The organism is Virgibacillus kimchii, from assembly GCF_055379185.1.
On sequence record NZ_AP043951.1, the window covers coordinates 2275873 to 2295624 of the forward strand.

Sequence of the window (19752 nt, forward strand, 5' to 3'; positions counted from 1 at the left end):
CTTGGTCTATGGTAGGTCATTTTGAGCATTTCATTCAAATGAAGGGGCATAGGGTGGATGTACGGTGCGTCATTTTGAGCTTTACTTCAAATGAAGGTGCATAGGCTTGGTCTATGGTAGGTCATTTGGCGTTTTCCCTCAAATGAAGGTGCATTGACTTGGTCTATGGTATGCCATTTTGAGCTTTTCCTCAAATGAAGGTGCGTTGGCTGGCTCTATGGTACGTCATTTTGTGCTTTCCCTCAAATGAAGGGGCATTGACTTGGTTTATGGTATGCCATTTTGCGGTTTCCTTCAAATGAAGGTGTATAGGCTGGATCTATGGTATGCCATTTTGAGCTTTCATTTAAATGAAGGTGCGTTGACTTGGTCTATGGTAGGTCATTTTGTGCTTTCCTTCAAATGAAGGTGCATACACCCACTCCATGGGGTGTCATTTATCTTTTCAAGGGGGACCTGTTAACATTTCACCTGACTTTCACATGAAAAACGGCTGATGAACCGCTCTATTGGACGTTTCTTCCATCTTTTTACATTAATTGGATTTTGAAGCACGTGACGGAATAGAGGGACAAACCTCTACGATGGGACGAGCATTTTACGCAGGCGCCCAGGATCCTTATCCGAGAAGACCTCTTCTTGCATTTTCCAACAGCCCACTATATCGTCAATTCTCCACTCGCTCCACAAACGTCGTGTTTATGCCAAGCGGATGACTTTCCTGTACTCCCCCGTCGTACCCAACCCTGATTCTGTCACCCACCTGCAGTGTAACGTCATCAGCAACGGAAAGGTCCACCATCACTTTATCCCCGGAGCGAAGAATGTCCCCTTCTTCGATCACCACCCGTGCCTGATCCTCGTTGATGTGCTCTATTGTTCCGGTAAAGGTTGCTTCAGCCGCATCTTGATTGGAAACATTACACCCGGATACGAAACCGGTGAAAAATAGTATGATAACTACATGGAGTGTTGTTTTCATGGGAATTTCTCCTTTGGTTGATTATTTAGGATGAGGGACTGCAAATTGGAAAAAATCCACCCCCACTTTCTGTAGTACATAAACTACTTTTGCTATTACTTCGTTTGAAATGTAGACGTTATTATTTTCTATCAGTTCTACAGCTCTTTCCGTCAATTCTTCTACATCGTTTAACAAATATCTTAAAAGAACATTTGCATCAATAATCTTCATGGTTTTCCTCCACCGCTTTAGGCCATGCACTTCTTTCTTCATCAAGAAAATCAACATTTTTATGGCTTTCCAATAAGCCTTTTGCTGATTTTTTCTTCTTCATGCCTACGTCTTCCTCCTTTGTTTCGATATCTTTTTCATATGGAAAAATCAAAATTTCAACTTCCCTGTTCTGAAGGCTTTCTGGTAAATCAATCACTTTTTTCAAAATATCACTATTGGCAACTTTTCTGTAAAAAGTCATAAATTATATCACCTCATTTAGATATAGTGCTTTTCAGATTCTTTTTTTAGATTTATTATAGCACATTCGTGATACACACTTGGTAAGCATGGATTGCTTCGAAAATAAGTGAAAATTTGGCTATTAAATGAAAATATAATGTAAATGATGTATAATATAAATTGAAATATAGTATAATAAAAATAAGCTGGATGTTTAAAACACCCAGCAGAAGTAACTGCATGCCACTTTTTAAGTGGTTGGCTAAAGTAACTGTTGTGTTATGTGAAAGAAGTAATCTCCTGCACTTTTGCTGAGCGGAGGACGATTACTTCTTTTTTCTTTCGGTGACAAGTGCTATGATCGCTATCATGGCTGTTAACCCGGTTGCAAGAAAAATACCGAATTGTATTAGCAGGTTTATTGTATCATATGTCACCATTCTAACACCCCTTTTCTTTCAGGGAGTGCCAACCGCCCATCCGCTTTATGCAGTTACTTCACCTATTATTTTATCAATCTTCCAATATAAAAGCCACAAGAATATATAGATTATTCAAAATTGGAATATTAATAATTACCTCTACTAAAAACCCTCCATTTTTTCATTAATAAGTAAATGATCAGCTACAAACGGAGTAGCTGGGGACATCAAAAAGTGAGGTTCCAATCGCATAGTTTCAAACACACCCTCATTCCCACGGAACAACTGCCACCAATATTGTAAAGCGTCACTTTATCCCCTTCTCACTCCCCTCCTCCCCCATTCGACAAAAGTCGGGGAGTGACAAATCTTTTCGGTGGGACGAGCATTTAGCGCAGTCCCAGGCACCTCCCCCAATCAATTCGAAACCGCTTTTATAAATATTCCCATTCACTTATAATGGTGGGTATATAGTTGTTTAAATTTTTTTAACACAAGAGGTGTTAACGTGAATAAAATCAAGCAGGCATTTTTATTATGTGCAATGATGATACCGATTTTTTTAGGGGGATGCATAAGTGGTGCTGATAACAATGAGAATACAGAAAATGATTACCTGCAGGATGATTATGAAAAAGAAAACTATGTGAGCATTCAGGATTATACCGGGGAAGGTTATACCCTTTATGACGCCAACGAAGAATATGGGGAAATTGCTGAGGAGAACCGTGATACTGTAGTTGCTGCTGTGGAGCAATATTTTTTGGATAATTACAGTGCTGAAGTAGAAGTACATAATATTGTCAGCACGATGGATGGGGTTACTGTTTTTGTGGAATCGATTGGTGAACCGTATTTTAATACATTTGCAATCGTTCCCATTAATTTGCAGAATGAAGAGATTAGAACTGATTCTGTTTGGTCTAGGGAAGGTCAGGTTGAGTTTGCAATTAAAGGCGGACTTTATGCTATGGCCTTTGAAGAAAAGTTTGCCAAATTGAATGACTACTTAGAAGGAGTTACGGAGGAGTATGATGTTTTAGGGACGCCTATAGAAGTCGTTAGAAATGTGCAAGCACATGGACATAGCACCTCATATTATTTTATCTCCGGTGCTGGGGATACATTTAATAAACTATATGAAGAATATGAAAGAAACCCGGAAATTACTAAGCAGGAGCTAGAAGAATTTTTTGAAGCTAATCCTGTAGAACCTCGTTATTTAAATGTAAGAATTGATTTTTATATGAAAGAACAGGACACTGAACCTGACGAAGAGATATTTAATCAAATTGTCTCCGATATTGAAGAAATGGAAGGTATTCCAACAGGAGGTTATGGGGTCTTTTTACACGATAATTATATTGATAAGTCCAGGGGAAGCGGAAAGAAAAATAATACATTGGAAACACTGGCAAATGAAAAAATTATGAAGGAATAAGTGACCATAAGGACTAACTGTTTCTGATGAGCACAAGTGATCCGCTACATTTTAACTGTAACTTAATAACGAACCACCCTAACACCCAATTTTTTAAAAAAGAGAACATTGACCTCAAAAAAATTATAAAAACAAGAGGTGTGAAAGTGAATAAACCAAAGCAGGCGTTTTTATTATGTGCAATGATGATCCCCATTTTTTTAGGTGGATGCATGAGCATGAGTGGTGCTGATAACAATGAAAACACGGAAAACGAATTCCTTCAAGATGATTATGAACAAGAGAACTTTGTGAGTATTCAGGATTATACCGGGGAAGGTTATACACTCCGTGACAGCCGAGAGGAAACAGGACAAATAGCAGAAGAAAATCGTGAGACAGTCGTTGAAGCTGTAGAGGGATATTTTATAGATAATTATGCAGTGGAAGTTAAAGTAAATAATATTGTTAGTGCTGCAGATGGGGTTTCTGTCTTTGTAGAATCCATTGATGAGCCCTTTTTTTATTCTTATGCTGTAGTTCCAATTGATATTGAAAATGAAAATGTTGAAGTAGATAATGTTTGGTCAGAAGATGGTCACGTAGAGAATGGAATAAAAGGTGGGTTATACGTAATGGCCTTTGAAGAGGAATTCTCGAATTTAGATGCGTATGTAGAGAACATTACTAAGGAATCTCCTCTCGTTGGCAGAACCATAGATTCAATAGCAAATGTGTCGGGTTCAGGTTACGAAACACCCTATTATTCAATCACAGCCTTTGGTGAAGTCTTTGATGAACTTTACAACAGATATAGAGAAAATCCTAACATCACAAAAGAAGAATTAGCTGAGTTTTTTAATGAAAATAATTTTAAACCTAGGTATCTTTCTGTAACGGTTGAATTTTTTATGAAAGAAGAAGATATTGAACCAGATCAAGAAGTATTTGATAAAATCGTAAATGATATTGAAGAACTGAATGGAATTCCCAGTGGTGAATACTCCGTCTCTTTGAACGATAATTATATTGATAAAAAAAGAGGTATCGGCAGGAAAGACAATTCTTTAATAAGGTCTACTCCCGATAAGATCGTAAAACAATAAAGTTTGAGGATACTTTTATGATTAATTCTTCAAAAACGACTATAGAAAGAAAAAATTATTCAAAAGCAAATGATCAAGATTTAGTTGAATTAGCTGGGTATCATGCTTATAGATATAGAAATCACGATTTGGGTGACTCAATGAAAGTTAATGGGACCGAATTTGAAGTTATGCATACTATCTATGATCCTGCTACAGGCCTTGACGCCCTAACCGTTCAAAACGTAGAAACCGGAGAACTCACCATCGTCTACGTAGGCAGTGAACAGCTCCAAGAAGACTGGATCGACACCAATCTTCGTTTACCAAGCAGAATACCTCCAGCTCAATTACATGCAGCAAATGATTATTTTGATTACGTGGAAGAAACTTTCGGTCCCGTCGATTCCATTACCGGGAATTCCCTTGGAGGAGCCAACACCAATGCGGTAGCGATTGAAAACCCGCATGTGAGAGCAGTTACACTGCCCCCTGCCGATGAAATAATAAAAAAATGATTTTGTAGGTAAAATTAAATCAAGACGTTTACACTATAATTTTACATTCACAGTACTAATTACCTATTTCACAACTAACAATCTATCCTTTTGCTTATTTTTCCAAAAAAAGCAATAATTCATTCGAAAATACTTTTATAAAAGTTCTCACTAACTTATACTGATGGATATATAGTTATTTAAAATTTTATTAACACAAGAGGTGTTAACGTGAATAAACCAAAGCAGGCATTTTTAATATGTGTATGTGCAATAATGACACCGATTTTTTTAGGGGGATGCATGAGCATGAGTGGTGCTGATAACAATGAGAATACAGAAAATGATTACCTGCAGGATGATTACGAAAAAGAAAATTACGTAAGCATTCAGGATTATACCGGGGAAGGTTATACCCTTTATGACGCCAACGAAGAATATGGGGAAATCGCTGAAGAGAAACGTGATACTGTAGTAGCTGCTGTGGAGCAATATTTTTTGGACAATTACAGTGCTGAAGTAGAAGTACATAACTTTGTAAGTGCAATGGATGGGGTGACTGTTTTTGTGGAGTCGATTGGCGAACCGCATTTTAATACCATAGCTATTGTGCCTATTGATCTTCAGAATGAGGAAATTAAAACAGATTCTGTTTGGTCTCGGGATGGAGAGGTTGAGTTTGCCATTCAGGGTGGACTATACGCCATGGCTTTTGAAGAAGAATTTACAAAACTGGATACTTATCTGGAAGAAATAACACAGGAATATTCAGTTATAGGAACCCCGTTAGAAGTAGTCAGAAAGGTTCAGGCACATGGACACAGTACACAATATTATTTTATTTCTGCTGCAGGTAACGTGTTCAGAGAAGTATTGGCAAAATATTTGGCAAATCCACAAATAACAAAAGAAGAGCTAGAAAAATTCTTTGAAGAGAACCCAATAGACCCTCGTTATCTAAACGTGAATATTGAATTTTACATGGAAAACAGCGAAACAAAACCGGATGAAGAGATATTTAATCAAATTGTCACTGACATTGAAGAAATGAAAGGTATTCCTGCAGGAGGATATTCAATCTTTCTAAATGATAATTATATTGATAAGACAAGAGGAAGTGGCAAGAAAGAGAGTACTTTAGAAAGAAAAGCACCAGATAAAATTATGAAAGATTAGGAGGTTACATTGATGGTTATTCGACAGAAGACATCTTATTCCACAAATAGTTTAAAAGGTAAAGATATTGATAGCCAGGCAAATCACATAGAAAATACTGTTAAAAAAATAGACACCACCCCAATTCAAGACCCAGACTTAGTTGAATTAGCCGGGCATCATGCCTACAATAAACCTGAAGTAGGTTCTTTTATAGAAGTAAATAATAAACATTTTGATGTGGTTGACACGATCTACGACCACCCCACCGGCCTCGATGCCCTAACCGTTCAAAACGTAGAAACCGGAGAACTCACCGTCGTCTACGTAGGCAGTGAACAGCTCCAAGAAGACTGGATCGACACCAATCTTCGTTTACCAAGCAGAATACCTCCAGCTCAATTACATGCAGCAAATGATTATTTTGATTACGTGGAAGAAACTTTCGGTCCCGTCGATTCCATTACCGGGAATTCCCTTGGCGGAGCCAACACAAATGCAGTCGCTATCGAAAACCCGCATGTGAGGGCGGTTACCCTGAACCCTGCGATCCTTCCCTCCGGTATGGTTGATCCCGACAAAAATTATTCGAATATTACGAATTATTATGGAGAATATGACATCCTTACAACAATACAAAAAAGCATTGGAATGGATCACCGCATTCCCGGAGAGAAACATACCATTCATAATGGAGTACCTTTACCTGCTGCACTCGTTTCCAACCACACGGGATACGTGGACAGAGATGCAAATGGCAATTTTACCATTGAAATTGGCACAGAAGGGGAACCGGGCTATGGGCATATCCATGTCGGTGCAGCTGATCATATCGTGACAAGCCTTTGGACCGGGGAGGCGCTTTATGGCGGACCATCCCAGCCTATTAAAATAGATAAAGCTTTTATGGATCAGCTAGTCTCCGGTATCAGAAATACTGTGATAGAACGCCTTAGTCTTGCCCATGGATACCTGGAAAATTCCCATGAAATCGTAGTGGATGAGGGCGAGCAATTTAACCGGCGTGTCACCGAACTCCAAACCACCTTCCAAACTATGCTGGATGAACTAGCTGCCGAGCCTATGTTTAATGGGATTGCATCCACTGGCCACCTGCTCAAATCCAGTATTGACGGACTGATTGCTTTAGTCGATCTTGCTGAAGAAAATTGCAGGGTTTTCAATGTTGTTTTAAATTCGAAACCGATGGAACTGGTGGAGTACGTTGTATCCGTTGACATTAGTGTGGAAAGTCTTTTTGCCCCTTTGCGAAATTATTTGATGGACGTAAGAAATGATATCGATGATTTGGTTTCAAATATCCGAACATTCGTGTATGATGACATCCCGGATCTGTTTAAAGGCGGCAAAGATTCTTATGTGGATGCCGTAGTCGGGGAATTGCATGACCACTACAGCATTGTTAATAAAAACAGCGATGCCGTATTTAACCAGCTGCATCAATTTGAAGCGCAAGTTGACGGTGTTGCTGAAGCTTTTCATAACAAAGATCAAGACCTGGCAAATGCCATTGATACAAAAACCGCCCCTGTACCTGATACATATACAGTGCAGCAAACAGCCGTTTTTACGATCGATGACTCCCCCTATCTGGAAAATAAAATGAAAATAAAAGAACTTCAGGTGAACGCGGCCCATAACATGCTGAGAACTATTGTAACAAGCAAGATAACTCCTATTCTATTAGGAATCCAAGGGGGGATTTTTCTGATTGAAAAGACGCTTGAATTTATTTTGCATACGATAGATTCAACAACAAGAAATCTATTATATCGAACTCCTGCCGGCTTGCTTATTCGTTTATTTACTGATTTTGAACAACGGGTATTGGATGCAGCAGCTGCAGTGAAACAACCTATTATTGAAATGGAAGCAACGGTGGAAGGCTTGCGTAAAGGAATTGGCAAACTGATTGTCAACTTGCCGCAATTGATTGACGAATTCAAGCCCTATCTGGACACAGCCATATTTGATAATGGTCGATACGAGGATGTAAGGTTATACAATATCGCCTCCTCCTCCATTTTACGTGAGATGGAAATTCTATTTAACGATATCATTTTCCAGCTTTCCAGCGAGGAAGGAAAAGCGATTACATCTATTCAGGATGTATCCAAAAGCGTGAAAGGAAATATGGTGCTTTTAAATGATCAGGTGGAGCGCGGGACGGTGTAGTGTGATGAGCGCGATGACATCATTTCGCCCCTTCCCTTCATTCCCTTCATCTGAAAATCATTTCCTCCTCTCGCCCATTCGACAAAATTCGGGGAGTGACAGTCTTTTCGGTGGGACGAGGAACCGCTGTACCGCAGTCCCAGGCACCACCTCTGAAGGAACCGCTGTACCGCAGTCCCAGGCACCTCCTGAACAATGCGACTGCCCGTCGCATAAAAGGCTTCCCCCTTTTCCAGGAAGAAACCTTTTAACATTTACGTCTACGCTTTCTCTACAAGATATACTTTTTTCTCATGGTAGTGCTTTTCTGCGGTTTCCTGTGAATGTTCAAAAAAACCTTCAAATTCATTGGTTACTTTATACTCCCGGTCAGGTTCGGTAAAAAGCTGGCTCCCGTTTGAGGAAAGCAGCACAGCTTCCGTCGTACTGATAAAACTGTCCAGGTCACTTGCTTTGTAATTTTGACCAGGTTTTAGACTTGTTAAGCCTGGTTTAGACATTTTTATCAACCTCCCCTATGTTAGAGGATTTCCCGCGAGCTGATGGAACAAAACTAAAATTCTCAAACTAATCCGCTTATATCTTCCCACCCATAAACACACTCGAAAAGTTTCTTTCCCACAATTTCTATTTCAAGTGTATCTATTTTTTTACCGCCGAGTGCTTCATAAAAATAACGTGAAGGATTGTCTTTTAAAACAAGAACAAGCATGGAGTTGATCCCCATCGCTTTTATTTTTTCTACAATCGGTTTTAAAAGTTCCATTCCAATCCCTTGCCCTTGATACGCTTTTAAAATATAAATTGCATATAATTCTCCATCAAAATTTTCATATTTGTTACTTCTTTCTTTCCCCCCTGAAGAAAAACCAACAATTTCTCCTTTATTGTTCTCTGCTACGTACACACCACCATCTGATATGTTTTTCAACCATAGCTGCTCTCGGCTTTCATATGTTAATTTTGCTAGATATTCACTGGGTACTATATTCTCATATGTTGTTTGCCAACTATCGACGTGTACTTTCGCTATTCCTTTTGCATCTTCCAAATTTGCTTCCCGTATAATCATTTATATCCCCCTTTTGAAGTAATTTATTTACATTGCTTTACTTTAGTAAATTTCATAATTGCTTATTTTTACTAAGTATCCGAACATTAATTAATAGAAACACTTTATAATTTGTTAATACAGAACGCGAGCCTGTTGATTGGAGTGGAAGACGGCGACTCCAGCGGGAACAGCGATAGCCGAAGACCCCGCAGCGTAGCGAGGAGGCTGAGGCAGAGCCCGCGGAAAGCGTCCGTCTGGAGCGGAAATCAACTTTGTTCGGATTTCTATACTAACTTCTCTATTATGAAATTGATTCACTTGAAAAAGAGTTTGCTTTTAACCTAATATTACGGAATCAATTTGAAAGTTAAGGCCATCCATTTATAATCCTTTGTTCCACCCTTGCACCACCTAGCCTAAAATCAACATTGGCAAATCATTAATATATTTCCATCAGGATCTTTGAAATTAAAATAATGATTATGTTCAATGTCTGTAATCAAATTAACGCCCCTTTTCATCATAAAACGAAATGCTTCATCAATGTTTTTTGTATTGAAGTGGAATGCTGGAGTTCTGAATACGCTACCCTCTGAATAAATTTTGCTATCTAACACTATCCCTGTACCTTCCATAGGTATAACATACAGATGACCAAACTGAATTTCCCCGTCTGGATTCAGCCCCAGAATATCGCAGTACCAATCTCTCGCTTTCTCTATATCGCTTACCGGGATAAATACTGTTCCTATATGGTTCAAAATTGGATTTTTCATAAAAACTCCCCTCTCATTTTTCCCTTTATTAACTATTCGGCATATTAAATATAATATCCTGCTCATTGGTAAAAAGTTGTTAAAATAGTAATTTTTATTTTTGTGTTAAAGCGGCCGTTTCCTTACTGAGTAAATTGGTATTGCTTATTTTTCTAGAAGTATTGGAATTTCTGCCAAATCCCCCCCACTATATAATCAAATTCCACGTTATCCCATTGATAGTCTTTTTTCCAAACACCTTTCATTCCTACATTTTGAGCAGCCTTTACATCGTTTTCTGGATGATCACCAACAAATATACTTTCAGACGGCAAAACATTAAGTTTTTCTAATGCTTTTTGAAATATCTCTGGTTCGGGCTTTTTTATTCCTTCCCACTCGGATATAAGAATCGTCTTAAAGTATTGATCGATGCCTAAAGCCTTCATATTATTCATTTGGTACTGTCCTTTACCATTCGTAATCATTCCAAGCGCAATATTCTTAGTCATTAAATTTTCTAATGTACTGATTAGAAAGGAACACAACTATCTTTAAATTGACTGATATAGTCTTGTAGTAGTTGCTCCTACGTCAACCCCGTAATGTCAAATTCATCCACTAATTGCTGATAGACTTTATCCTTCGAGACATAACCCCTATTATCAAGTTCTATAAACCTTTCTATGTACCTATCTTTTGGTATGTGGTTTAACCACTTATTCAATCGCTCGTATTGCTTTTCACTAAAAAACTTTACTGATGCATCTCTGTTTAATAAAGTTCCATCTAAGTCAAACACAACTGCTTTTATCATATTTCTCCACTTCTTACAAATATTATTTTTCAAACCGATATGTTAAACCTTATTTGAACTACTCACACACTAGCAGAGGAATGATCAAATTATATTAACCTTGAAGAAGAAACTTTCATCTTCATGATCACATAGACATGGCAAGTCGCATCGCCAGCCGTACGGGGGTTGCGGGGTTTTCCATTTGGTTGACATCTCCAGTAAAAAACATGTCCTTTTCGGGATAGTAAAATGCAAAGGAACCTGTTGAACCAGAATGACCGATTAACTCACCTTTCCCCATAAAAAGTGTTGCAGGACCATTTAATGGGACCCTCATATATCCGGGACCGTAATGAATGGGGAGCATGGAAGCCTGCAACCTGTTATTTACTTTCAGTTTATGTAAAACAGTATCATTAAATAATTTTCCTTTAAAGAAAGCCTTGATAAATATCATTAATTCATGAGCCGTGGAAACACAGCCGCCTTCTGCCGAATCTACCTGTGCTTCACACCCTATAAGCTGTCAGTCATAACGCATGCAGGAGTATTGATGGGATAGTTTCGGAAAACATGGTTTTCTCATTCCTATCCTCCGTTGTAAAGTTAAAGCTTATCTAAACTTCCTCTAGTTTCACGCCAAATAGCGCTTATAACAGAACTTGTCGCGCGCACCCGTTAGTTCGAGATTCACTTAGTTCCAATCAGGCTCAGTCTTCCCATCATTCCACCACTTCACCTGAAACTGTCCTTGATTTCCATTAATAGCTCTAACAACAATATATTTTGTCGTTGCCTTCTTAAATTCCACGCTTAATACATCATTACTTTCTTCATTCATCCCTACATGATCACCATTTTCATCATAAAGAGAAATGCCATAACTATTTCCATTGCTAAAATGATGTTCTACGTCAAAGTAAATTTGTTGACCTTGCTGTCCATGAATGGGTATCAAATGCTCTCCATTAAAATATTCGTATTCAACCTCTACAAATTTATCTCCTATCACTTCATTCCACCCGACTTTACTTGTATGATCCAAAGGAATCATCACAAAACAAACAAGTGGTACAACGAATACAATCCAGCTATACCATTTTAATGGTTTTAATTTTTCTTTACCTAGTAAAAAAAGGAGAGAGAAAAAAGCCCCCACTGTTCCAGCAATCAATAGGTATTCGATTGGCATCAAAATCAAAAAAATGAGATATCCGAACAAAATATAAAGCAATATTTGTTTACCAGAAGAAAAATTAGGAATGAATTTTCCAATAAAATCTATGACAACGGAACTAATTAATCCGTAACCAAAAAATAAAGCCCAAATTGCTGGTGTTGTAATCAAGTTGTGGAATTCAAACAAATTAAACCCACTACTACTAATCATTATTATAAAAAAGATTGATATTGAAAAGCTCGCCCCTATTAAGTTCTCTAATAAGCGACTAATAACTAAATGTTTTCCCATGTACTCTCAACTCCAACAAAAGAAATCTAACTGAACACTATCCTTCAGAGAAAAATGCTTAAACCGAATTCTCTTATATCACCTTTATAAATTATTCTCTAATCCAATCATAGTGTAGGAACATCTAATCTTTAATTACACTATTGCACTAAACTGCCCTTTAATATATTAAGTTCAACAAAAAAGATGGTTAATCCTTCTTTGATCAACGCAACCGTTACTTTAAGTGTGTTATTTCACAATCTGCTATCTTACCTTTTTATATTTCCAGAAGTGACAAATCTTTACGGTGGGACGAGGAACCGCTGTACCGCAGTCCCAGGCACCACCCGCCATTCGACAAAATTCGGGGAGTGACAGCGTATAATGGTAAATAAGTCAATAGGTAATTTTACCGAAAAAAGGGTAAGTTTAACTAAAGCCCTTCATTTTCTTTGTTTTCTGAAAAGACTCATCCATCACAGAACTTTATAATAGAGCCCCTCTAGAACGTAAAAGGGATCTTGCTTTTTTATCCTGCAGAGGATACAACCTAGTGATATAAACTTAGATTTTCACGTATTATTCGTACTTGCAGGACAAGATCCATAACGCTGTCACACGAGGTCTGGAGCCTCAGGCACGTTGTTCAATGTAATCTAACGTCCTAGAGGAGCTCCATTTTCACTTCCTATAGCTTATAAAAACAAATGGCTTTAATCAGTTCATGCTTCGTGTTCTACTTAGTGAATAAAAACATCAAATAATATCATTCATGCCATGTATCCCACCATCCTTGACCTTGTTTGTGTCCGTGGTAGTGGTTTTGATGGCGGATGGTAGAAAAACAGCCTTTAGGGCTCCATCCGCATCAGCAGCGTACCACGGACATTCACTTCTAAGTTCCGCTGGCGGGGCCCCGCCCCCTTCCAGCGATCACTAAGAAGTGGCACGGCGGTCAAGGGCAAGCAGCTAAAGCTGTGGTTAAGATAGTGCTATTTTCCAGTGAATGGATCACTTTTGTCATAACTGGCTCACTGTCTATAATTACTTAATTTCCAGTTAGGCAGACTGATAGTCTATCGTTGCGGCAAATTTTTCGAAAAACAGCTTTGTATTAGCGCTGTGCAGCTTTTTGCTTATTTGATTGAGTAAAGTATAATCTTTATGATTTGTACGGTATAACGTCTGATGCTTAATCATGGAAAAGGCTAATCGAATCATCCGGTTTCCCAAAGCAATGTAAGCCTGTGGAGCGACTTTTCCGCGTTCAATGAGCTCTTTATATTTCTGTTTCATTTCCGGGTTATTACTGGCTAAAGACCGGCCGGCCTGATAAACAACATTTCGGAAAGGCTTCCTCCCCTGTTTGGAAACAGCGTAGTAAGAAGGTCTCCTATCCCCTGACTGCTTCACGACTGGGTTTGTCCCTGCCATTTTTATTAATTGTCCCGCATGATCGAAATCAGAAATATCCTCCATTTCCGCGTATAATTCAGCTCCAGTAACGACTCCAATACCCGGCACGCTAAGAAGGACCGCCCCCTCTGTCTGTACAAATAAATCCTCAATCTCTCTTTCCAGCTTTTTAATCTGTTTATTTAATAATTCCAGTTGATCCAGACGCTGATTAAGCAGGAATTGATCCGCCTGGACACATTCCTTTGGCTGTGAAATGGATTGATTGGCAAAATCAAGCAAGCATTGAATCGTATCATCTCGCAGTTTTAGATTTTCACGTACCGAAAGAGCACGTAAGCCTTTCACTCCAAGTTCCACGATATCGCTTGGATGTGGGCAATTTCTCATGATGTAAACCGACGACTTCCCAAATAAATCGGAAAAGGGCTTTTTCTGTTCTCGCTTGCCGTTTTCCCATACACTTTTCCCTTGAAATTCGCGGAATATATGGTCTAAATGGACACGTATTTGATTTTGTACAGATGAACGCTCTGCCACTAACTCACGTCTTGCACGAGTTAGCTTTTGCAGGTTATTCATCGTATCCGAGCTTAATTCATGCGTTGTGCCATGACCGTATATTATCGCTTGTACAATCGCCATTAAATCCAGGTTGTCTGTCTTGGATGAATTTAAAAGCATCTCCCGTACTTGTGCTGTGGTCGCTGCATTTATAACCCGAACCATATAACCCTCTTTATAACTGCGCCTCACCAGATCCTCATAATAATGCCCCGTTGTTTCAATGCCAATAACAACCTCTTTCATTTTATGTTTTTTCTTTTCACTCTCAACCAAATTCCTTACCTTCTCAAATCCAGTCCCGGATGCATCAAACTCAAATGGTTTTACCAGAATATCTCCATAAAATGTACAGATTGTGGCCTTATGCGTATACTTCGCTGCATCCACCGCTACGATTAATATCTTTTCTCCTCCTGTTTTTCGAATAAATTCTGCCCATCGACTTCCATTCTTACCTTGAATATGGTTCAATAATGTATGGACCATCATTTTCATCTCCTTTGAGTGATTAGTAATTGGAAGTTCTGTGATAGGTACTTCTATTTTACATTGAAAATGATGGTCTTTCTTCATTTATGAACTATTTACTATACTAGGCACCACCACCTCTACCAAAGCATAATCCCCGGCAAAAAAGGGTACATTAATCAAAAATGTATGTTACAGAGGGAAGTGGAAAAATGGCTGATAAGTTATACGATGTAATTGGCATTGGCATAGGACCTTACAACCTTGGACTGGCGGCACTTCTGGAGGAAACTCCGGAGCTGGATGCCGTATTTTTTGATAAGACGGATGAATTGGAATGGCACCCCGGCATGTTAATTGAAGGAACGGTATTGACCATTCCATTCTTGGCGGATCTTGTCACGTTTGCTAATCCAACAAGCAAGTTCACTTTTATCAACTATCTGCACGAACAAAATCGACTGTATCAGTTTTATATTTTAAGCAAATCGCTTACACCGAGGCAGGAATATAATGATTATCTGCAATGGGTCGCCGCGCAGCTGGATTACCTCCATTTCGGTTATGAAGTCGTGGATGTAATTGACCATAAAGAAGCTGCCGAGCCGCATTATGAAGTGGTCGTGGCCGATACTTCCACCAACGAGAAGACATCCTATTTTGCAAAAAATATTTCCATGGGAACAGGCAGCGAGCCGTTCATTCTGGATACAATGTCAGGGCACCCGGAGGAGGATGTGTTACATACGAGCAGGTACATGTACGAGAAGGAAAAACTCGTTCAATCTCCGCATATTTCCATTGTGGGTTCGGGCCAGAGCGCGATCGAGGTACTCCTTGATTTGTTGAAGGAACAGGAAAACAAGGAGTTCCAGCTGACATTATTCAGCCGCTCCAGTGGACTGTTTCAGCTGGAAAAGGGAGAATTCGGCCTGGAGTTTTTCTCGCCTGATTTTGTGGATTATTTTCATGGATTGGATTTTAACCAGCGGAATGACACATTGGAAACCCTGGGCACGCTGAGAAATGGAATTAATCCGGATACATTGCGGGAATTATACGAAACGCTGTACCACAAAACCATCGGGCAAAAGAAGCACCCGGTGACGATCCAGCCAAACACGGAAGTCAAAGGGCTGCGTAAAAAGAATGACAAATATGTGCTTGAATGCTATCAATGGCAGTTGGAAAAATCCTTTGACTATGAAGCGGACAAGGTGATCCTGGCGACGGGCTATAAACCAAACATTCCAGCCTGGTTCTATAAACGTTTTCAGGATGAGATCGTGTGGGAGGATGACAAGCATTACAAAGTCACCAGGGATTATCAGCTCCTTTTCAAGGACGGACGGGAGCGGGATCGAGGGCGGGACCATCGCTTTTTCACCCTGACCAACCTGGAACACTCCCACGGAACAGCCGCCACCAACCTGGCATTGTCGGTGCAAAGAAACATCCAAATCATCAACCTGCTCGCCGGTCGGGAAGTCTATCAAAATAAACGGGATACCATTTTCCAGCAATTTGGATAACCTGGGCAGGGGGATAGGTTCCTTGTCCCGGTTTGCTGTTGGGGGACACGGGACGGAGGGACAGGTTCCTTATCCCAGTTCCGAGCGGTCAGGGGAATCAGACTTGGGAGATGGTTTATTGGAATTTTATATTGTTATTTAAGGCTTATTGGCCGTGAGAGGTATTCTATTGGACCTTTCAATGCTTTTTTGTACTTGTTCGGGCAGTGAGAGGTGTTCTATTGGACCTTTCAATGCTTTTTTGAACTCGGTCGGGCAGTGAGAAGGGCTCTATTGGACCTTTCAATGACTTTTTGAACTTGTTTGGGCAGTGAGAAGGGCTCTATTGGACCTTTCAATGCTTTTTTGAACTCGGTCGGGCAGTGAGGAGGGCTCTATCGGACCTTTCAATGACTTTTTGTACTTGTTCGGGCAGTGAGAAGGGCTCTATTGGACTTTTCAATGCTTTTTTGTACTTGTTCGGGCAGTGAGAAGGGCTCTATTGGACCTTTCAATGCTTTTTTGTACTTGTTCGGGCAGTGAGAAGGGTTCTATTGGACCTTTCAATGACTTTTTGTACTCGGTCGGGCAGTGAGGAGGGCTCTATCGGACCTTTCAATGACTTTTTGTACTTGTTCGGGCAGTGAGAAGGGCTCTATTGGACTTTTCAATGCTTTTTTGTACTCGTTCGGGCAGTGAGAAGGGCTCTATCGGACCTTTCAATGCTTTTTTGTACTTGGTCGGGCAGTGAGATGCACTCTATTGGACCTTTCAATGACTTTTTGTACTTGTTTGGGCAGTGAGAAGGGCTCTATTGGACCTTTCAATGACTTTTTGTACTCGGTCGGGCAGTGAGAAGGGCTCTATCGGACCTTTCAATGACTTTTTGTACTTGTTCGGGCAGTGAGGAGGGCTCTATCGGACCTTTCAATGACTTTTTGTACTTGTTCGGGCAGTGAGAAGGGCTCTATTGGACCTTTCAATGCTTTTTTGTACTTGTTCGGGCAGTGAGAAGGGTTCTATTGGACCTTTCAATGCTTTTTTGAACTCGGTCGGGCAGTGAGAAGGGCTCTATTGGACCTTTCACTGTCTTTTTGAACTTGTTCGGGCAGTGAGAAGGGCTCTATTGGACCTTTCAATGACTTTTTGAACTCGGTCGGGCAGTGAGAAGGGCTCTATTGGACCTTTCAATGCTTTTTTGAACTCGGTCGGGCAGTGAGAAGGGCTCTATTGGACCTTTCAATGCTTTTTTGTACTTGGTCGGGCAGTGAGATGCACTCTATTGGACTTTTCAATGACTTTTTGAACTCGGTCGGGCAGTGAGGAGGGCTCTGATGGATTTTTACACGGTTTCTTTAATCCGAATTGGCTGCGAGAGCCGCTATAGCAATCATCCCACTCCATTCTTAAGCCAAACTGGGTTTTAGAAAGGTTCTACTAACGGAAATCTGCCCCTCATTCCCCCTCGTATAGTATATTTAGGCCCATAATTTTGAGCCTATAATATTCTTACTTTTATAAAAATATAGTCAAATCTCTTGGATGTCCTGAGATATTTCTAGATAATGGTCTTAGGATCATTTGGGACAATTCTTTTCCCCCTTGTGGCTCGACCACATTAGAAAGACTGTTTCCCAGTGTACGTGCGGACCTTCCTACTCGCAGGCTGTGCACCCTGATTATCGAACCTGGATGGTAGTAGCTCTAGGGCGGCTTTCGAATCAGGGATAGTACTTATACACGAGGTTGTTGATCGACGTTCACACTAGGGATATCTCAGGGCGTCCAAGAAATAAGTACCAATGATTCTAAATCGAAAGGAGGAATTCCCCCCATGAAATTATTTGTTGGTCTAGATGTTAGTTCTTTTGATATTAAGGTTTGTTTTCTAAATGGTGAAGGAGAGAAACTTCGTTCCTTCACAGTATCCAATGATTTGCCTGGTGCCACTGTTTTACGTGATTCTATTTTAGAGTATATACAAAGCCAAAAAAGCCATTTGATTAAAATTGGTCTTGAATCTACTTCAGTTTATAGCTTTCATCCATCCATGTTTTTACATAATGATGAAACGCTTAAGGCACTTGGTACAGAAGTATTCGTTATGAATCCCAAACAGATTGCGAACTTTAAAAAGAGTTACAGTGATATGGACAAAACGGATGAAATTGATGCGTTTGTCATTGCCGATTATTTACGCTTTGGGCGTTTGCCAATGTCTGTTGTTAAAGAGCAGCAGTATGTTGCGCTTCAACAACTTACTCGCTCTCGTTACCAACTCATCCGTCAAGTAACTAAAGAAAAACAACACTTTCTTCAGCACTTAAGTTTTAAATGCAACACCTTCACAGAGGAAGTGGAGTCTTCTGTCTTCGGCAATGCCATGATGGATCTGTTTTATGAGAAATACAGCCTTGATGAACTGGCGCAAATGCCAATAGAAGATTTAGCAGCATTTCTTCAAGAGAAAGGCAGGAACCGCTTTGATGATCCAGAGTGTGTAGCTAAATCAATCCATAAAGCTGTTCGTTCTTCCTATCGCCTAGATAAGGTTGTAGAGGACTCTATAGACATCATTCTTGGCACTACTATTGAGGTCATAAGGACTCTTCAAAAGCAAGTAAAAGAGATTGATAAAGCGATCAAGCGAATTATGGCTGGATTACCTCAAACACTTCAAACGGTACCTGGTATAGGTCCAGTATTTACAGCAGGCATTATCGCTGAGATTGGGCAGATAGACCGTTTTGAAGGTGAAACAAAAATCGCAAAGTATGCGGGCCTTTATTGGCGTAAACACCAATCAGGGCGCTTTACGGCTGATGATACTTCGCTATCACGTAATGGTAATCAGTATCTCCGATATTACTTAGTTGAAGCCGCCAACCGGGTAAGAAGAGAGATTCCTGAATACCAAGTGTATTATGAAAAGAAGTATCGAGAAGTACCGAAACATCAACACAAAAGAGCCCTCGTTCTAACCGCAAGAAAATTAGTGCGTTTGGTGGATGCGCTACTACGTAATCACCAAATCTACACGCCGAAAAGGAGCGTGAATATATGAAGCTAAATTGCTTCTAATATCCTTTGTGTTATTTCCAGTAATTTACATTATTTTACTGGTCTAGTTTCTTGATGCCTTTTTTAAGCAAATTGAACCTTGACAATTAAATAATTTAACATTTTTCTCTTGACATACTACCGCAGGTCTTTCCCCTCCGATCCCCTTTTGCAGGGTTTAATAAAGTTATGTCGAATCATTTTGTAAAGGGGGATACAAACATGAGCAAAAAAGGAAAAGAGCTTGGGGAAGGGTTGCAGCAAATAGGAAACAGCATGATGGGTTGCGGTTGTCTGCTTACAATTTTTATTACCATACCCATTCTTCTTCTATTATTCTTTTTATAAGCCGGCCACGAGGGCCGGAAATTAATTTATCTTTTTATTCGGTTTTATCAGGCAGGATGGATACAACATTCTGCCGTTCCTCATAATCAACAAAAAGGGCACGCACGCGCACTCCCTATAAACGTA

Annotated in this window: 18 protein-coding genes and 1 pseudogene; 8 read left to right on the top strand and 11 right to left on the bottom strand. The window is 39.8% G+C overall.

What is annotated here, in order from left to right:
• Nucleotides 1-667: 667 nt before the first annotated feature.
• From ACZ42C_RS11075 to ACZ42C_RS11090, 4 genes are all read right to left on the bottom strand, one after another.
• A complete protein-coding gene (locus tag ACZ42C_RS11075; protein WP_461183569.1) occupies nt 668-982 on the bottom strand; it encodes a hypothetical protein in 315 nt (104 codons plus the stop codon).
• 21 nt (nt 983-1003) lie between these two features.
• Entirely contained in the window at nt 1004-1195 is a 192-nt protein-coding gene (locus tag ACZ42C_RS11080) for a PIN domain-containing protein (protein ID WP_461183568.1), read from the bottom strand.
• Entirely contained in the window at nt 1182-1439 is a 258-nt protein-coding gene (locus ACZ42C_RS11085; protein ID WP_461183567.1) for a hypothetical protein, read from the bottom strand. The genes ACZ42C_RS11080 and ACZ42C_RS11085 overlap by 14 nt, the downstream gene beginning before the upstream one ends.
• Before the next feature lie 307 nt (nt 1440-1746).
• The gene (locus tag ACZ42C_RS11090; protein ID WP_461183566.1) at nt 1747-1860 is read right to left on the bottom strand and encodes a putative holin-like toxin; all 114 of its coding nucleotides are present in this window, start codon (nt 1858-1860) and stop codon (nt 1747-1749) included.
• Nucleotides 1861-2350: 490 nt separating this feature from the next.
• Here ACZ42C_RS11090 and ACZ42C_RS11095 point away from each other — a divergent pair, with 490 nt between their 5' ends.
• The 5 genes from ACZ42C_RS11095 to ACZ42C_RS11115 all read left to right on the top strand — a co-directional run bounded on the left by ACZ42C_RS11095 (nt 2351) and on the right by ACZ42C_RS11115 (nt 8195).
• Nucleotides 2351-3283, top strand: coding sequence for a DUF1672 family protein (locus ACZ42C_RS11095; protein WP_461183565.1), 933 nt, complete (start codon nt 2351-2353; stop codon nt 3281-3283).
• Between the two features lie 146 nt (nt 3284-3429).
• Nucleotides 3430-4368 (top strand): DUF1672 family protein, encoded by a 939-nt coding sequence (locus ACZ42C_RS11100; protein WP_461183564.1) that lies wholly within the window; start codon nt 3430-3432, stop codon nt 4366-4368.
• Between the two features lie 17 nt (nt 4369-4385).
• Nucleotides 4386-4865, top strand: coding sequence for a hypothetical protein (locus ACZ42C_RS11105; RefSeq protein ID WP_461183563.1), 480 nt, complete (start codon nt 4386-4388; stop codon nt 4863-4865).
• A gap of 288 nt (nt 4866-5153) precedes the next feature.
• Nucleotides 5154-6020 (top strand): DUF1672 family protein, encoded by an 867-nt coding sequence (locus ACZ42C_RS11110; RefSeq protein WP_461183562.1) that lies wholly within the window; start codon nt 5154-5156, stop codon nt 6018-6020.
• 12 nt (nt 6021-6032) lie between these two features.
• A complete protein-coding gene (locus tag ACZ42C_RS11115; protein ID WP_461183561.1) occupies nt 6033-8195 on the top strand; it encodes an SA1320 family protein in 2163 nt (720 codons plus the stop codon).
• Nucleotides 8196-8455: 260 nt separating this feature from the next.
• Here the strand turns inward: ACZ42C_RS11115 and ACZ42C_RS11120 are convergent, their stop codons facing one another.
• The 7 genes and pseudogenes from ACZ42C_RS11120 to ACZ42C_RS11150 all read right to left on the bottom strand — a co-directional run bounded on the left by ACZ42C_RS11120 (nt 8456) and on the right by ACZ42C_RS11150 (nt 14728).
• Nucleotides 8456-8695, bottom strand: a complete 240-nt coding sequence (locus ACZ42C_RS11120) for a hypothetical protein (protein ID WP_461183560.1) — start codon at nt 8693-8695, stop codon at nt 8456-8458.
• A 62-nt stretch (nt 8696-8757) separates the two neighbouring features.
• Nucleotides 8758-9267, bottom strand: a complete 510-nt coding sequence (locus ACZ42C_RS11125; RefSeq protein ID WP_461183559.1) for a GNAT family N-acetyltransferase — start codon at nt 9265-9267, stop codon at nt 8758-8760.
• A gap of 404 nt (nt 9268-9671) precedes the next feature.
• Nucleotides 9672-10025, bottom strand: coding sequence for a VOC family protein (locus ACZ42C_RS11130; protein WP_461183558.1), 354 nt, complete (start codon nt 10023-10025; stop codon nt 9672-9674).
• A 144-nt stretch (nt 10026-10169) separates the two neighbouring features.
• A pseudogene (locus tag ACZ42C_RS11135) lies at nt 10170-10821 on the bottom strand (HAD family hydrolase).
• Nucleotides 10822-10948: 127 nt separating this feature from the next.
• The gene (locus ACZ42C_RS11140) at nt 10949-11323 is read right to left on the bottom strand and encodes a serine hydrolase (RefSeq protein ID WP_461183572.1); all 375 of its coding nucleotides are present in this window, start codon (nt 11321-11323) and stop codon (nt 10949-10951) included.
• Nucleotides 11324-11497: 174 nt separating this feature from the next.
• Nucleotides 11498-12274, bottom strand: coding sequence for a hypothetical protein (locus ACZ42C_RS11145; RefSeq protein ID WP_461183557.1), 777 nt, complete (start codon nt 12272-12274; stop codon nt 11498-11500).
• A 1041-nt stretch (nt 12275-13315) separates the two neighbouring features.
• The gene (locus ACZ42C_RS11150) at nt 13316-14728 is read right to left on the bottom strand and encodes an IS110 family RNA-guided transposase (RefSeq protein WP_464891251.1); all 1413 of its coding nucleotides are present in this window, start codon (nt 14726-14728) and stop codon (nt 13316-13318) included.
• A 191-nt stretch (nt 14729-14919) separates the two neighbouring features.
• Between ACZ42C_RS11150 and ACZ42C_RS11155 the strand changes: the two genes are divergently transcribed.
• From ACZ42C_RS11155 to ACZ42C_RS11165, 3 genes are all read left to right on the top strand, one after another.
• Nucleotides 14920-16239 carry a lysine N(6)-hydroxylase/L-ornithine N(5)-oxygenase family protein gene (locus tag ACZ42C_RS11155; protein WP_461183801.1) on the top strand — a complete coding sequence of 440 codons (1320 nt, stop codon included), beginning with the start codon at nt 14920-14922 and terminating at the stop codon, nt 16237-16239.
• 1813 nt (nt 16240-18052) lie between these two features.
• Entirely contained in the window at nt 18053-19282 is a 1230-nt protein-coding gene (locus ACZ42C_RS11160; protein WP_464891252.1) for an IS110 family RNA-guided transposase, read from the top strand.
• Nucleotides 19283-19500: 218 nt separating this feature from the next.
• Nucleotides 19501-19626, top strand: coding sequence for a hypothetical protein (locus ACZ42C_RS11165; protein WP_461183112.1), 126 nt, complete (start codon nt 19501-19503; stop codon nt 19624-19626).
• Nucleotides 19627-19752: the final 126 nt, after the last annotated feature.